Origin of the sequence: Pseudomonas wuhanensis, from assembly GCF_030687395.1 — a bacterium.
In the GTDB taxonomy this organism is placed as follows: domain Bacteria; phylum Pseudomonadota; class Gammaproteobacteria; order Pseudomonadales; family Pseudomonadaceae; genus Aquipseudomonas; species Aquipseudomonas wuhanensis.
The window spans coordinates 3,953,745-3,968,646 of the sequence record NZ_CP117430.1; the positions used below are offsets into that span (position 1 = coordinate 3,953,745).

General features: G+C 60.0%; 13 protein-coding genes. 10 read left to right on the forward strand and 3 right to left on the reverse strand.

Going from position 1 to position 14,902, the window contains the following annotated elements; translation table 11 throughout:
* Nucleotides 1-157 precede the first annotated feature (157 nt).
* Both PSH88_RS18090 and PSH88_RS18095 read left to right on the forward strand, forming a co-directional pair.
* Entirely contained in the window at nucleotides 158-937 is a 780-nt protein-coding gene (locus PSH88_RS18090; protein ID WP_305421859.1) for a hypothetical protein, read from the forward strand.
* Nucleotides 934-1,572: a transposase gene (locus tag PSH88_RS18095; RefSeq protein WP_305421860.1), complete on the forward strand. Its 639-nt coding sequence runs from the start codon at nucleotides 934-936 to the stop codon at nucleotides 1,570-1,572. The genes PSH88_RS18090 and PSH88_RS18095 overlap by 4 nt, the downstream gene beginning before the upstream one ends.
* 68 nt (nucleotides 1,573-1,640) lie before the next feature.
* Here PSH88_RS18095 and PSH88_RS18100 read toward each other — a convergent pair whose 3' ends face one another.
* Both PSH88_RS18100 and PSH88_RS18105 read right to left on the reverse strand, forming a co-directional pair.
* Nucleotides 1,641-2,885: a M20/M25/M40 family metallo-hydrolase gene (locus PSH88_RS18100; protein WP_305421862.1), complete on the reverse strand. Its 1,245-nt coding sequence runs from the start codon at nucleotides 2,883-2,885 to the stop codon at nucleotides 1,641-1,643.
* A gap of 216 nt (nucleotides 2,886-3,101) precedes the next feature.
* Nucleotides 3,102-4,175, reverse strand: a complete 1,074-nt coding sequence (locus PSH88_RS18105; protein ID WP_305421863.1) for a diguanylate cyclase — start codon at nucleotides 4,173-4,175, stop codon at nucleotides 3,102-3,104.
* A 463-nt stretch (nucleotides 4,176-4,638) separates the two neighbouring features.
* Here PSH88_RS18105 and PSH88_RS18110 point away from each other — a divergent pair, with 463 nt between their 5' ends.
* From PSH88_RS18110 to hglS, 5 genes are all read left to right on the forward strand, one after another.
* Nucleotides 4,639-5,583: an alpha/beta fold hydrolase gene (locus PSH88_RS18110; RefSeq protein WP_305421864.1), complete on the forward strand. Its 945-nt coding sequence runs from the start codon at nucleotides 4,639-4,641 to the stop codon at nucleotides 5,581-5,583.
* Nucleotides 5,584-5,671: 88 nt separating this feature from the next.
* Nucleotides 5,672-7,171, forward strand: coding sequence for a glycolate oxidase subunit GlcD (gene glcD / locus PSH88_RS18115; protein WP_305421865.1), 1,500 nt, complete (start codon nucleotides 5,672-5,674; stop codon nucleotides 7,169-7,171).
* Complete coding sequence (gene glcE / locus PSH88_RS18120; RefSeq protein WP_305421867.1) at nucleotides 7,171-8,220, forward strand: glycolate oxidase subunit GlcE; 1,050 nt, start codon at nucleotides 7,171-7,173, stop codon at nucleotides 8,218-8,220. The genes glcD and glcE overlap by 1 nt, the downstream gene beginning before the upstream one ends.
* 1 nt (nucleotide 8,221) lies before the next feature.
* The gene (gene glcF, locus PSH88_RS18125) at nucleotides 8,222-9,439 is read left to right on the forward strand and encodes a glycolate oxidase subunit GlcF (protein ID WP_305421868.1); all 1,218 of its coding nucleotides are present in this window, start codon (nucleotides 8,222-8,224) and stop codon (nucleotides 9,437-9,439) included.
* Between the two features lie 128 nt (nucleotides 9,440-9,567).
* Nucleotides 9,568-10,959, forward strand: coding sequence for a 2-oxoadipate dioxygenase/decarboxylase HglS (hglS, locus tag PSH88_RS18130; RefSeq protein ID WP_305421869.1), 1,392 nt, complete (start codon nucleotides 9,568-9,570; stop codon nucleotides 10,957-10,959).
* A 174-nt stretch (nucleotides 10,960-11,133) separates the two neighbouring features.
* Here hglS and PSH88_RS18135 read toward each other — a convergent pair whose 3' ends face one another.
* Nucleotides 11,134-11,811 (reverse strand): type 1 glutamine amidotransferase domain-containing protein, encoded by a 678-nt coding sequence (locus PSH88_RS18135; RefSeq protein ID WP_305421870.1) that lies wholly within the window; start codon nucleotides 11,809-11,811, stop codon nucleotides 11,134-11,136.
* A gap of 100 nt (nucleotides 11,812-11,911) precedes the next feature.
* Here PSH88_RS18135 and PSH88_RS18140 point away from each other — a divergent pair, with 100 nt between their 5' ends.
* The 3 genes from PSH88_RS18140 to PSH88_RS18150 all read left to right on the forward strand — a co-directional run bounded on the left by PSH88_RS18140 (nucleotide 11,912) and on the right by PSH88_RS18150 (nucleotide 14,902).
* A complete protein-coding gene (locus PSH88_RS18140) occupies nucleotides 11,912-12,088 on the forward strand; it encodes a hypothetical protein (RefSeq protein ID WP_305421872.1) in 177 nt (58 codons plus the stop codon).
* 123 nt (nucleotides 12,089-12,211) lie between these two features.
* Nucleotides 12,212-12,727 (forward strand): Hcp family type VI secretion system effector, encoded by a 516-nt coding sequence (locus PSH88_RS18145; RefSeq protein WP_007900657.1) that lies wholly within the window; start codon nucleotides 12,212-12,214, stop codon nucleotides 12,725-12,727.
* A gap of 132 nt (nucleotides 12,728-12,859) precedes the next feature.
* Nucleotides 12,860-14,902 carry a type VI secretion system Vgr family protein gene (locus PSH88_RS18150; RefSeq protein WP_305421874.1) on the forward strand — a complete coding sequence of 681 codons (2,043 nt, stop codon included), beginning with the start codon at nucleotides 12,860-12,862 and terminating at the stop codon, nucleotides 14,900-14,902.

A 14,902-nucleotide genomic window follows, 5' to 3' on the forward strand; every position in this document is an offset into this window, starting at 1 on the left:
ATCTGTTAGATAGACGTCAGCGGCCATAGCACTCAGCCTCTGACGTCTGCTTACAACTAACGGGCTTGATACATAAAAGGCACCCACCTCAATAACAACAACTGAACGATTCTATCCTCTCATCATTAAAAACCATAAAAACAAAGGCAAATTTTTCGTGATAAAAACCTTGCTCAACACTCACTTGACGCCTTCACAACTTATTGCCAGCATCAACACACTGAATATGACTGCCGAAGTAAAAAAACTGGCAGACCAATTACCTAAAAAAACAGCACGCACTTTTGATTCGGCTCACTGTGCGGAAATACTGAGACTGACAAACACCCACACTGGAACGTTGACTTTACATTGCAACAAAAGTGGCAATATCAGTCTCAAGGCACCTGATAACGCACCGGCGTCTGAACAACTCTATTCCGTACCCGGCAACAGTGTTTTATTTTCGATCAACGCGGAACCGTTTTTCCTTCAACTTTACAAGCTCGAAGATGAACATCTGACTCGCGCAGAGCTGGTCATCGTAGATGCCGGTAACCCGTTGTTCATCGACGGCACGCAGACCCTGTTCGACAGTAATGCGCACGGCACTGGACACTCCGCATTTATCGGCAGTCTTAATTTTCCTGACAAGAGCGCCGACATTTACGTCTTTGATCGCGTGTCATTGCAAAAAACTGCCTGGTTCCCTCATGACGACAGCGCCGCCCGCTATCTGGTCAGCCTGGAATTGCTGGAGGCAGCCCAGGATCCCGGAGCCGGCAAAGTGGCTGAAGAACTGATTTATCACTATCACCCCGCCGTCGCATGGAAGGCGTTCCAGATGATTCATCTGGTAAATCCCGCCGCAGCGCTGGGTTATGCGCCTCTTTTAAGAAACCTGCAAAACACTCGACTCAATGATTTACTGGATCAGCACGCGGGTGAGATCGCATGAAATTGGCCACCTTTGTTGAACGCATGGACACGTACGACCTCCATCAAGACAAGTCACACATCATCGCTGACCTGCGCGAACTCGCCACCAACAGAACATTGCTGAGCGAACACCTTTACAACACCCTTCAACGTGACGGGTACAGCACCAAAAACAGTTTGTATAACGCCTATGCCTTTGTGCTGCATTACTCGGATGCCTATACCGTCCGTCTCGGTTTCTGGGCTCCAGTGTCTAGCCGGGACGAAAGCGAAACGTTTATCTACAACTTGAACCACACCCACGATTTCGAGATTTACGCGGTGGGTTACAGCGGCGATGGCTACACCACCATCAAGCGCAAAATCCTCGATCAGACGCAATTACGCGCCGGCATTCGCCCTCCCCTGGGCGACGAAACAACACTCAAACTCGCCCAAGGCGAAGTGATGCACATGCAACCTTATTACGAAGTGCATCGACAGCTGCCGCCCCGGGACATGTCCTCTTCACTAAGCCTGATCATTCATGCGCCGCCAACGACCAGTGCTCAGGCCTGGTGTTTTGACGAGGACTACTTGCCCACGTATCCCGGCATCGCAACGCAGGAGACAGCGTTCTACGAACACGCGTTGTCATTGCTGGGGGCGGAGTAGCCTGAACAGGAGGTAGGCACGGTGACGTCCCGATATGAAGAATATTCGTCACCCTGCCTGCTCCCGAATCAACGGGCTTTAGTCAACTCCATAATCATCCGCGACAACAGATAAATCCTCGGCGCCACGCTCTCGACCTCGGCATATTCCTCGGGCGTATGGATATTCCCGCCGACAATCCCGAACCCGTCCAGCGTCGGTGTGCCCACCCCGGCCGAGAGGCTGGCATCCGCGGCCCCACCGCTGCCTTCTTCGGTCAACTTGCGGCCAATTTCGCCGTAAATCCCTTGAGCCATGGCCATCAAGCGATCCGACTCCGCCGTTTGCGGCATCGGCGGCAAGCCGCGTTTAAGGGTGGTGGTGACTTCAGTCTCGGGAATCAGTTTGTCCTTGGAAACCCGCACCAGGTCCTTTTCGATCCGGTCGAACTCTTCCGGCACCGCTGCCCGCACGTCAGCCTTGGCGGTGGCCTGATCCGGAATCACGTTGGTGCGATCGCCAGCATTGAGCACGGTGAAGTTGATGGTGGTTTTCTTCTGCGCATCCCCCAGTTTGCCGAGTTGCAGAATCTGGTGCGCGGCTTCCATGGCGGCGTTACGCCCCAGTTCCGGCGCGACGCCGGCGTGGGATGCCTTGCCTTTGACTTCGACCACGGCGGTGGCACTGCCTTTGCGCCACACCACCAAACCATCCGCCGGGCGGCCCGGTTCGAGGTTGAGCGTCACGTCGTGGGCCTTGGCGGTTTTCTTGATCAGGTCAGTGGCGACATCCGAGCCGGTTTCTTCGCTGGCATCAAGCAGGAAGGTGATTTGCGCGTAATCCTTGAAATCGAGGTTTTTCAGGACTTTCAGCGCATAGATCCCGGCGACGATGCCGCCCTTGTCGTCCATCACACCCGGCCCATACGCGCGGCCTTCCTTGATCTGGAACGGGCGCGCCGCGGCCGAACCTTCCTTGAACACGGTGTCCATGTGCGCCATCAGCAGGATTTTCGCCTTGCCGGTGCCTTTGAGCGTGGCCAGTACATGGTTGCTCTTGTCCGGGGTGTTGGGCACGAGTTCGATGGTGGCACCGAGCTTCTTCAACTCTTCGATGGCGATGTCACTCACCTGGGTCAAGCCCGGTTCATAGCCGGAGCCGGAGTCGATGTTCACCAGCCGCTCCAGCAGTTTCAGGGCTTCACCCTTGTACTGTTCGGCATCGGCGAGGACTTGTTTGTGCGGTTCGGCCAAGACTAGCGGGGAGAAAGCACCGAGGGCGAGGGTCAGGCCGAGGCTGGTGGCCAGGAGGGAGCGCGGGAGCTTGAACGTCATGAATCGATCCTTGTTTCGTGTCGGGGGTCGAAAATACCCTACCTGACTACGACGCAAGGCTCTACACCGGATGCGACGTACACAAACCTCAATGACCACACATCTCCTGTGGGAGCGGGCTTGCCCGCGATAGCGGTCTGACAATCACAGAGATGTTGAATGTGCCGCCGTCATCGCGGGCAAGCCCGCTCCCACAGGGAATGTGTAGTTACTGGGTTACACCGAATCGAGCAATGCCTTATGCGGTTTACCATCGCTGTGGCAGATGACGCGGTTGCGGCCGGTGGTCTTGGCTTCGTAGAGCGCCTGGTCGGCGTCGTTGAGCCACAGGGTCGCGTCGTCGTGGGCCGGGTTGAAGGCCGCCAGGCCAATGCTCAAACTGACTTTCAGCGCAGGGTTCTGCTCGTAACCCAACGTGGCGAAACGATCACGCAGCGCGTCCATCGCCACGGCGGCGCGGTCCAGCGGCAGATCCGGCAGCAGCACACAAAATTCGTCGCCGCCATAGCGCCCGGCGACATCCGCTGCGCGCAGGTTCTGCTTGAGCATTTTGCTCAGTTGACGCAGGACGATGTCCCCGGCGACATGGCCGTAGGTGTCGTTGATGATTTTGAAATGGTCGATGTCGATCAAAGCGATCGCCCCGCCCTGCTGCTGGCGTTGGCAACGCTGAAACTCGATTTCCAGCTGATCTTTCCAGGCGCCGTGATTCAGCAGGCCAGTCAGGCTGTCGGTGCGGCTCAGGGCCAACAGTTCGCGCTTATGGCGGCCAAGAGTATGGGCCTGATGGAAGCAGATCCAGCCCAGGGACATCGGATAAATCGACAGCAAAGGCAAGCAGGCGTACAGCTGAAACGGACTGGTTTGCGGGACAAAAGCCGGCATGAACACCAGCAGCCCGACGCCGATCCCGAGTATCTGCGCGACGGCGCCCACCAACAGAAAACGCAAACCGCCGATGGCCACGTTGTGCATCGCCATCATCGACAGCGTTGCCGCGCTGGGCAGCGGATTGAATTGCATGGCGGCCACCCAGAAACCGCCGAGAAACGCGTCCACCAGGATGTTGCGGTGTTCGGCACGAAAAGGAATTTCCGCCCGGCGCGCCCATTGATAGGCCACATGCGGCCAGAGCAGCCCGTTGAACAGCATCACCCCCCAGACCCAAGGCGCCGGGTTGAGTGGGGACATCCCTGCACCGACGCACAATAATCCAAGGGCCAGCCCCAGGATTCGCGACCCATAAAGCCTCCTGGCCAGTGAAAGTCCCTTTCCTCCCTTTTTTTCCATAGAGGCCTCTGTACCACTGAACGGAGCCTGACAACACACGGGATTGAAAGTTTGTTTGAAGTCTATCAGGGCAACGGCAAATAGCCATCACCGGTTGGCGGTCTGAATAGCATGGCCTCGCCATGAGCTGAATGCCCACTGTTTGGTCTATACATGAAGGGAGGGATCGATAAACAACGATGAAGAGGAGGTCCGTAGTCCCTGGCGAATGTCGCGTTCGGCAGTAGCAGCTGCCGAGCCTGCGAGGCTGCGTTCGGCTGCGAAGCAGTCGTGAATCCGGCTGATGCGATTTGCCTATTGCACCGCGAGTTCTGGTTTGACGACTGCTTCGCAGCCGAACGCAGGCTTCGCCAGCTGCTACAAAGAGAGTGTCGCGGCGCAAAGAGGCAGTTATCACCCATTGACTCGGGCGCTCGAACCCGCTGACCACACTCTGTCCTGATCACTGCAAAGGAATAGCCTGATGCTTTTGTTGGTTGTCACTATCGCCGTCTTCGTGGCCTGGAGCTGGTTGAGCTACCCGGCCATCGGTTACTGGCTCTATGACTTGAACATGGCGCTGGAGGCCCGGCTGTACCGGTTGCACAAAATTGTCGTGCCAATCCCCGAAATGACCGTCTCGACTTGGCAAGGCGGGCCTTACGAAGCCTCCAGCAGCGTGCTGATGCTGCACGGCTTCAGCGCCGACAAGAACATCTGGCTGCGCTTCGCCCGGCATTTTGTCGACGACTACCGGGTGATTATTCCTGACCTCGCGGGGCACGGCGAAACCGGCTTCAAGGCCGGCGGTGGCTATGACATTCCGGTCCAGGCCAAACGATTGATCCAGTTGCTCGATATCTGCGGGGTCGAAAAGGTGCATGTGATCGGCAACTCCATGGGCGGCTACATCGCGGCGTGGCTGGCGGCTACTTACCCGGAGCGCATTATCTCGCTGGCGCTGCTCGACCCGGCCGGCGTCACTGCCCCGGAGCTCAGCGATATGGAGCGACACCTGGCCCGCGGCCACAACCCGTTTTTGATTCATTCCCGTGAAGAGTTCCAGTATTTCTACGCCATGACCATGGCCTCCCCGCCGTGGGTGCCGGGAATCGTGCTGGATGCCGTCGCCCAGCGCTATGAACAGCAGCGCGACGAGCTGGAAGAAATTTTCAGGGACTTCCACGCCAGCCCGCCGATGGAGCCGAAACTGCCCGACATCAAATGCCCGACGCTGCTCCTATGGGGGCGCAAGGACCGCTTGATCGACGTCAGCAGCGTGCCGGTCTGGAGCAAGGGCATCGCCGATCTGCGGGTGGAAATCTGGGACGGCGTCGGCCATATGCCGATGGTTGAACAGCCGACCAACACGGCGCAGTTGTACCGGGAGTTTCTGGGGGAGCATCACATGACCCCCACCGCCCCGTAGCAGCAGCCTCGCAGGCTCAGCAGCCGCTACGGGGGTTTGGCGGATAATTCGGAGGGAGATGCTCGGCGATTTATACGAGGCGCGATTGATGAATATTCTTTACGACGAACGCATCGACGGTGTTCTGCCCAATGTCGACAAGGCGGCGTTACTCAAGGCCTTGCAGCAGGAGGTGCCGGACCTGGACATTCTCTGGCGCGAAGAAGAACTCAAACCCTACGAATGCGACGGTCTCTCGGCCTATCGCACCACGCCGATGCTGGTCGCCCTGCCCCGGCATCTGGAACAGGTGCAGGCGCTGCTCAGGCTCTGTCATGCCCGCAACGTGCCGGTGGTGGCGCGCGGGGCCGGCACCGGGTTGTCCGGCGGCGCGCTGCCGTTGGACAAAGGCGTGTTGCTGGTGATGGTGCGGTTCAACAACATCCTGCACATCGACCCCGCCGCCCGCACCGCACGGGTCCAGCCGGGGGTGCGTAACCTGGCGATTTCCCAGGCGGCGGCCCCCTTCGGTTTGTATTACGCGCCGGACCCGTCCTCGCAAATCGCCTGCTCCATCGGCGGCAACGTCGCGGAAAACGCTGGTGGCGTGCATTGCCTCAAATATGGTCTGACCGTGCACAACCTGCTGAAACTTGAAGTGCTGACGCTCGAAGGCGAACACCTGACCCTCGGCGCCGATTCGCTGGACGCGCCGGGTTTCGACCTGCTGGCGCTGTTCACCGGTTCTGAAGGCTTGCTGGGGATCATCACCGAAGTCACGGTCAAATTGCTGCCCAAACCCCAGGTCGCCAAAGTCCTGCTAGCGAGCTTCGACTCGGTGGAAAAGGCCGGTCGCGCGGTGGCTGAAATCATCGCCGCCGGGATCATCCCCGGAGGCCTGGAGATGATGGACAACCTGGCAATCCGGGCTGCCGAAGATTTCATCCATGCCGGTTACCCCGTGAACGCCGAGGCAATCCTGCTGTGCGAACTGGACGGCGTCGAAGCCGATGTCCACGACGACTGCGAGCGAGTCCGCGAGGTGCTGCAACAGGCCGGCGCCAGCGAGGTGCGTCAGGCCCGGGACGAAGCCGAACGCGTGCGGTTCTGGGCCGGGCGCAAGAATGCCTTCCCGGCTATTGGCCGCCTCTCGCCGGATTATTACTGCATGGACGGCACCATCCCCCGCCGCGAACTGCCCGGCGTGCTCCAGGGCATCGCCCGCCTGGCGCAAGAATACGGCTTGCGGGTGGCCAACGTGTTCCATGCCGGCGACGGCAACATGCACCCGCTGATTCTGTTCGACGCTAACCAGCCCGGCGAACTGGAACGGGCTGAAGCCCTCGGCGGCAAGATCCTCGAACTGTGCGTGAAAGTCGGCGGCAGCATCACCGGCGAGCACGGTGTTGGCCGGGAGAAAATCAACCAGATGTGCGCGCAATTCAACAGTGACGAGTTGACCCTGTTTCACGCCGTCAAAGCCGCGTTCGACCCAAAAGGCCTGCTCAACCCCGGCAAAAATATCCCGACCCTGCACCGCTGCGCGGAATTCGGCGCGATGCACATCCACGCCGGGCAATTGCCGTTTCCTGAGCTGGAGCGTTTCTGATGCCGGACTTCGATGCCAGTGAAGCCCTGCTGGAGCAGGTCAAACAGGCGCGGGAGAACGCCACGCCGCTGCGCATTCAGGGCGGTAACACCAAAGCGTTTCTCGGCCGTGAAGTGGCCGGAGAAATACTCGACACCCGCGCCCATCGCGGCATCGTCAGCTACGACCCGACTGAACTGGTGATCAGCGTTCGCGCCGGCACGCCGCTGAGCGAGCTGTTTGCCGCACTGGATGCAAAGGGACAAATGCTGCCTTGCGAGCCGCCATCGTTCGGCGAAGACGCCACTGTCGGCGGGATGATCGCGGCGGGACTGTCCGGGCCGCGGCGGCCGTGGTCCGGCTCAGTGCGGGATTTTGTCCTCGGTACGCGGGTGATCAGCGGCCTCGGCACTCACCTGCGCTTCGGCGGTGAAGTGATGAAAAACGTCGCCGGCTACGACCTGTCGCGTCTGATGGTGGGCAGTTATGGCTGCCTCGGCGTGCTGACCGAAGTCTCGCTCAAAGTGCTGCCCAAACCCCGGCAATGCTTGAGCATCAGCCTGGACATCGATTGCGACCGTGCCTTGGCCAATCTGGCGCAATGGGGCCAGCAACCGCTGCCCATCAGCGCCGCCAGCCACGACGGCCAGCGTTTGTATCTGCGGCTGGAAGGCGGCGAAGGTTCGGTGACGGCCGCCCATCAACGGCTCGGCGGCGAACCGTTGGATTCTGGTTATTGGGCCGACCTGAACGAACAGCGACTAGACTTTTTTAATGAGGGCCTGCCGCTGTGGCGCTTGTCACTGCCCAACAACCTCGGGCCTCTGGACTTGCCCGGTGAGCAATTGATCGACTGGGGCGGCGCGCAACGCTGGTTGAAATCCGCGGCCGACAACATTCAGTCGCGGGCCCTTGAACTCGGCGGCCACGCCACCTGTTTCAGCCATGGCGTCAGCGAAACGCCTTTCCAGCCGCTGGCCCCGGCACTGCTGCGTTATCACCAGCAACTCAAGGCGCAACTGGACCCGCAAGGGCTGTTCAACCCTGGGCGGATGTACGCGAAACTCTAGTATGCAAACCAATCTCAGCGAACAGTCCAAACTACTGCCCCGCGCCGAAGAAGCGGACAAGATTCTGCGCACCTGTGTGCATTGCGGGTTCTGCAACGCGACGTGCCCGACCTATCAACTGCTGGGCGATGAACTGGACGGGCCGCGCGGGCGCATCTACCTGATCAAGCAAGTGCTCGAAGGCGCCCCCGCCACGGCCCAGGCCCAGTTGCACCTGGATCGCTGCCTGACCTGCCGCAACTGCGAAACCACCTGCCCGTCCGGGGTGGATTATCACAACTTGCTGGACATTGGCCGCGCCGTGATCGATCAAGCGGTGCCGCGCCCAGCCAGTCAGCGGCTGTTGCGCCAGGGGCTGCGGGCACTGGCACCGAATCCGAATCTGTTCAGGACTTTGCTGCAAATCGGCGCCACCTTCCGGCCATTGCTGCCACGGGGCATTGAGGCAAAGTTGCCCCACGACCTCCCCGCCACAGGCGAGCGCCCTGCCCCTCGGCATGCGCGCCGGGTGCTGATGCTCGAAGGCTGCGTGCAGCCCGGTCTGTCGCCGAACACCAATGCCGCGACCGCGCGGGTGCTGGATCGGCTGGGGATCAGCGTGATTCCGGCGCCAGACGCCGGCTGTTGTGGCGCACTGGACTATCACCTCGACGCCCAAGCCTTGGGCCTGGACCGTGCCCGACGCAACATCGACGCATGGTGGCCACACCTGGAAAACGGTGCCGAAGCCATCGTGCAAACCGCCAGCGGTTGCGGCGCCTTCATCAAGGATTACGGGCATTTGCTGGAGCGTGACCCGGTCTATGCGGCCAAAGCCCGGCGGGTCAGCGAACTGGCCCTGGACCTGGTGCAAGTGTTGGCCGATGAACCTTTGGAACGGGTTTGCGCCGCCACCGACCGACGAATCGCCTTCCATTGCCCCTGCACCTTGCAGCACGCGCAGAAACTCGGCGGCGCGGTAGAAGCCGTGCTGACGCGGTTGGGCTTCAATCTCACGGCGGTGCCCGACAGTCATTTGTGTTGCGGCTCGGCCGGCACCTACTCGATCACCCAACCGGAACTGGCGCGGCAACTGCGCGACAACAAACTCAACGCCCTTGAAAGCGGTCATCCCGAGGTCATCGCCACCGCCAACATCGGCTGCCAGAGCCACCTCAACAGCGCCGGACGAACGCCGGTCAGGCACTGGATCGAATTGGTGGACCAAGTGCTGCGTTAACCGAACAGCCTGAGTGGCAAGAACAGTCCTTGGCAGAATGAAGTTCGTCAGAAACTTCGTTTGTCGGCGCCGCCGAAGGCTGCGATCTTTTCCGGCATCCGTTACGTCACTGCGCCAGGAAACTTTTCATGAGCCATCCGAACTTCGTCAGCCCCGACCTGATCCGCCAACGCTTCTCCAAAGCGATGTCCGACATGTACCGCGAAGAAGTGCCGCTGTATGGCGCGCTGATGGAACTGGTGGAACAGACCAACCGTCACGTGCTGGACAGCGATCCGCAGATCGCCCGACAGTTGCACAGCACCGGCGAAATCCAGCGACTGGACCTGGAGCGCCACGGTGCGATCCGCGTCGGTACCGCCGCTGAACTGGCGACCCTCGCCCGCCTGTTCGCGGTGATGGGCATGCAACCGGTAGGCTATTACGACCTGACCCCGGCCGGCGTGCCGGTGCATTCCACGGCTTTCCGTGCGGTACATGAAGCGGCGTTGCAGGTCAGCCCGTTCCGGGTATTCACCTCGCTGCTGCGTCTGGAGCTGATCGAAGACGCCGAACTGCGGGCCTTTGCCCAGTCGGTGCTGGACACGCGCTCGATCTTCACCCCGGCGGCATTGGCCCTCATTGAGCGCGCTGAAACCCAAGGTGGCCTGACTGAATACGAGGCGCAGGACTTTGTCGCACAAGCCCTGGAAACCTTCCGCTGGCACCACAGCGCCACCGTCACCGCCGAGCAGTACCAGCAACTCAGCGCCCAGCATCGACTGATCGCCGACGTGGTGGCGTTCAAAGGCCCGCACATCAACCACCTGACACCGCGCACCCTGGACATCGACATCGTCCAGGCGCAAATGCCCGCCCATGGCATCACCCCCAAAGCGGTGATCGAAGGCCCGCCCCGCCGCCAATGCCCGATCCTGCTGCGCCAAACCAGCTTCAAGGCACTGGACGAGCCGATTGCGTTTGCCGATCAAGCCGAAACCCGTGGCAGCCACAGCGCCCGCTTCGGTGAGATCGAGCAACGCGGCGCGGCGCTCACCCCCAAAGGCCGGGCGCTTTATGACCGCTTGCTCAACGCTGCCCGGGATGAACTGAAGGACTTCCCCAACGAAGCCAACGCCGCACGCTACAACGCGCTAATGACGCAGCACTTCGGCGAATTCCCTGACACCGTCGAGGCCATGCGCCAACAGGAACTGGCGTACTTTCGCTACTTCGTGACAGAAAAAGGCCTGGCGGCGGATGAACTGAAAGGCGCGTCGCTGGAGGATTTGCTCCGCGACGGCTATGTGCGGGTTGAACCGCTGGTGTACGAAGATTTCCTGCCGGTCAGCGCGGCGGGGATTTTTCAGTCGAACCTGGGGGATGCCGCGCAAACCCACTATGGCGTGCATTCGAACCAGCAAGCGTTCGAAAAGGCCTTGGGAAAATCGACGATTGATGAGTTGGGGTTGTATGCCGAGACGCAGCGGCGGTCGATTGATGAGTGCTGCAAAACATTGGGATTGCCGAGTCTGACTTGACCAGTCAAATGTACTTTGTGGCGAGGGAGCTTGCTCCCGCTTGAGTGCGTAGCACTCACAAAATCTCCGCTCGTACGCAGAATTTTGGGGCCGCTGCGCAGCCCGGCGTCGGAACGCCGCCCGGAGCAAGCTCGCTCGCCACATAAAAATTTTCGACCCGCAGGCTATGTGGGCTTAACCCAGCTTCGCCAATAAAGCCTTGGCGGTCGCTTCCGACGAGGCCGGGTTCTGACCGGTCAGCAACAGACCATCCGCGATCACGTAACTCGCCCAGTCATCGGCCTTGGAGTAAAGACCACCATTGGCCTTGAGCATGTCCTCCACCAAAAACGGCACCACATCCGTCAGCTGCACAGCGGCTTCTTCGGAGTTGGTGAAGCCCGTCACCCGCTTGCCTTTAACCAACGGCTGGCCGTCTGCATCCTTGACGTGACGCAACACCCCCGGTGCGTGACAGACCGCCGCCACCGGTTTGCCCGCCTTGAAAAACGACTCGATCAGCGCAATTGAAAAGGGGTCTTCAGCCAGATCCCACAACGGGCCATGCCCGCCTGGATAAAAAACAGCGTCATAGTCTTCGGCCCTCACAGTGCTCAGCACCCCGGTAGACGCCAATGCGGACTGGGCAGCGGAATCCTTGCGAAAGCGATCGGTAGCCGCGGTTTGCGCGTCTGGCTCATCGCTTTTGGGGTCCAGCGGTGGCTGGCCGCCCTTGGGTGAAACCAGGGTCAGCTGCGCGCCAGCGTCCTTGAAGATGTAATACGGTGCGGCGAATTCTTCGAGCCAGAAGCCGGTTTTCTTACCGGTGTTACCCAATTGATCGTGGGACGTTAAAACCATCAGGATTTTCATGTCGTTCTCCAGTCGATTTCAGGGTTATTCAGTGATCTCGGCGCTGGGTTTGACCCTCAGACAGCGCTGTTCGTTGCGCCCATTGTCGGGGTGACGGCTCATGGCCTTGATGCGCAAGAAGTTGCGCAACTATTTCGGTGAAAAGTCCTCTAGCGAAGCTGAACGCCAGGTTTATCAAGCCCTCCAGCCGAGTGCGCAAGAAGTTGCGCAGTGGTGCGCAACTTCTTGCGCACCTTTTCAACTGATCCTTGCCGAAAACTCTTTCGGCGCTGGATAAATCCATTCAACCACCTGATTTATATAGCGTTAATCATTTCTGGCACGAACCTTGATAACAGTCAGGCACCCACCGGGCGATACCGCCTCCCGGGCACCCTAACTTTTAGCAAGGAGCACATCCATGGCTACACCAGCGTACATGTCCGTTACTGGCGAAAAACAAGGCCTGATCACTGCCGGCGCGTTCACCGCCGACTCCGTTGGCAACACCTACCAGGAAGGTCACGAAGACCAGGTCATGGTTCAGGCTTTCAGCCACGACGTGATCATCCCGCGTGACCCACAGTCCGGCCAACCGACCGGTCAGCGTGTACACAAGCCAGTCGTGATCACCAAGGTATACGACAAGTCTTCGCCACTGCTGCAAGCGGCGCTGACCTCCGGCGAGCGCATGAGCGAAATCGTTATCCAGTGGTACCGCACTTCGGCTCAAGGTACCCAAGAGCACTACTACACCACCAAACTGGAAGACGCGATCATCGTCGCCATCAACAACAAAATGCACAACTGCCAGGATCCGTCGAACTCGCACTTCACGCACCTGGAAGAAGTGCAATTCACCTACCGCAAAATCACCTGGACCCACGAAGTATCCGGTACTTCGGGTTCCGATGACTGGCGTGTTCCAGTCGCTTAATCGCGGCTGACGGTTCCAAACATCGGCCAGCTCTGCTGGTCGATGTCATTTGCGCCTTCCAGGAATTTTTGCGTCCGTTGACCCGACTTCCGGGTGTCAACGAACGCCGCAGCACTGCACGAGGAACAAGGGATGTTCGCGCCGGCCAATCAGACTCACTTTGCCCTGACTGTCGAAGGTCTGGAAAACGATCTCCAGGTCCTTGCCCTGCAAGGTCGGGAAGCTATCAGCCAGCCTTTTGTGTTTGAGGTGGAGCTGGTCAGTGAGCAACCGTCCCTGGACCTCGAAACGCTATTGCACAAACCGGCCTTCTTGCAGCTTTCGCCTGACGGTAGCGGCATTCATGGCCAGATCTACCGCGCCGCCCAGGGCGATTCGGGCAAACGCCTGACCCGCTACGCCGTGACCCTGCGCCCGCAGCTGTCCTACCTGGCGCACCGCATCAACCAACGAATCTTCCAGAACCTCACTGTGCCGAAAATCGTCGGCATGGTCCTCGAAGAGCACGGCATCCAGAGCAATGCCTACGAATTCAAAGTCGGGGCGATTTATCCCGAGCGCATTTACTGCGTTCAGTACGATGAATCGGACCTGCAGTTCATCCAGCGCCTGTGCGAGGAAGAAGGAATCCATTACCACTTCCAGCACAGCGCCACGGCCCACAAGCTGGTGTTCGGCGATGACCAGACGGTGTTCCCGAAACTCGCGCCCGTGGCCTATCAGCAAGACTCCGGCATGGTCGCCAACGACCCGGTGATCAAGCGCTTCGACCTGCGCCTGGAAACCCGCACCAGCCGCACCACCCGCCGCGACTACGACTTCGAAAAACCGCGCCTGACCCTGGAAAGCGAAAACCGTGGCGACGCCCTGCCCGACCTCGAAGACTACGACTACCCCGGTCGCTTCATCGACCGCGAACGCGGCAAGCACCTGGCCAAGCGCGCCCTCGAGCGTCACCGCAGCGACTTTCAACTGGCGGAAGGCAAAAGCGATCAGCCGTTGCTGGTCAGCGGCCACTTCCTGGCCCTGACCCAACACCCCAAAGCCAAATGGAACGACCTGTGGCTGCTCACCGAAATCCTCCACGAAGGCAAACAGCCGCAAGTGCTGGAAGAGTCGGTCACCAGCAGCACGACTAACCTCAAGGACGATTTCCACCAGGGCTACCGCAACCGCTTCCAGGCCACCCCTTGGGACGTGCCGAACCGCCCGCCGCTGAACCACCCCAAACCACGGATCCTCGGCAGCCAGAGCGCCGTGGTCACCGGGCCCAAAGGTGAAGAGATCCACTGCGACCAATACGGCCGCGTCAAAGTGCAATTCCACTGGGATCGCGAAGGCCAGGCCGACGACAAGACCAGTTGCTGGCTGCGCGTCTCCTCCGCCTGGGCCGGCGCCCATTACGGCGGCATCGCCATTCCACGGATCGGCATGGAAGTGCTGGTCAGCTTCCTCGAAGGCGACCCCGACCAACCGCTGATCAGCGGCTGCCTGTATCACAAGGAAAACATCGTCCCGTACGCCCTGCCAGCGAATAAGACCCGCAGCACCTTCAAAACCCTGAGCTCTCCGGGCGGCGGCGGTTACAACGAACTGCGCATCGAAGACAAAAAGGGCCAGGAACAGATCTTCCTGCACGCCCAGCGCGACTGGGACGAAAACATCGAGCACGACCAGAAAATCCGCGTCGGCAACGAACGCCACGACACCGTCGAGCAAAACAGCTACAGCGAATTCAAGGCCGAAGAACACCACACTGTCTACGCCGACCGCAAAGTCGAAACCCGCGCCAACGACCACCTCACCGTGGGCGTCAACCAGCACATCAAAGTCGGCACCGGCCAGTTCATCGAAGCCGGCCAGGAAATCCACCTGAGCAGCGGCATGAAAGTCGTGCTCGAAGCCGGCAGCGAACTCACCCTCAAGGGCGGCGGCAGCTTCATCAAGATCGACGCCAGCGGCGTGACGCTGAGCGGACCGGTGATCAACATGAACTCCGGCGGCAGCCCCGGCAGCGGGACGGGGGCTGCGCCGCTGATGCCCGGCGCGCTGAAACAGGCCGATGCGGACAAGGCCGGCGCGGTTCTGAGCCCGGCGCAGATCAATACCCTGAAACGTAACGCGCCATTCTGTGAAGAGTGCGAGAAGTGCAAGGCAGGTGCTTGTGCGATCTGA